General features: G+C 56.9%; 1 tRNA gene. It reads right to left on the reverse strand.

From position 1 onward, the window contains the following. Positions 1-97 precede the first annotated feature (97 nt). A tRNA-Met gene (locus OGX89_RS00010) sits at positions 98-174 on the reverse strand. Positions 175-202: the final 28 nt, after the last annotated feature.

The following is a 202-nucleotide window of genomic DNA, read 5'->3' on the forward strand; positions in this document are numbered from 1 at the left end:
GGATTTGAACCGACGACCTTCGGGTTATGAGCCCGACGAGCTACCAGGCTGCTCCACCCCGCGTCACCGTACTGCTTATACTTCATCAAATTTTAATTGGTTGCGGGGGCCAGATTTGAACTGACGACCTTCGGGTTATGAGCCCGACGAGCTACCAGGCTGCTCCACCCCGCGTCCGTGGATGCGCACTATACTCTGCTCG

It is taken from the genome of Citrobacter sp. Cpo103, assembly GCF_030332605.1.
GTDB lineage: Bacteria > Pseudomonadota > Gammaproteobacteria > Enterobacterales > Enterobacteriaceae > Citrobacter > Citrobacter portucalensis.